General features: G+C 63.3%; 1 protein-coding gene. It reads left to right on the forward strand.

What is annotated here, in order from left to right:
• A partial coding sequence (locus B5P42_RS31480; RefSeq protein ID WP_142674072.1) for an integrase core domain-containing protein occupies positions 1-319 on the forward strand: 319 nt, incomplete at both ends.

Raw genomic sequence — 319 nt, forward strand, 5'->3', positions numbered from 1 at the left:
CAGCCGGCCCTACCACCCGCAGACCAATGGCAAGGACGAGCGGTTCCACCGCTCGCTCAAGGCGGAAGTGCTCAACGGCAGATCGTTCACAGACTTGGGGCAGGCACAGGCGGCATTCGATCGATGGCGAGAAGTCTACAACCACCAGAGGCCGCACCAAGCACTGGGCATGGCCACGCCAGCGAGCCGCTATCGCATGAGCGAGCGAAGCTACCCCCAGCGGCTGCCCGACATCGAGTACGGGCCGCACGATACGGTGGTGACCGTCAAGGCATTGGGAGAGATGAGGTTCCAGGGCAAGCGCTACAAGCTCTCGAGT

Source organism: Bacillus sp. SRB_331, assembly GCF_003264175.1.
Lineage (GTDB): Bacteria > Bacillota > Bacilli > Bacillales > Bacillaceae_G > Bacillus_A > Bacillus_A mycoides.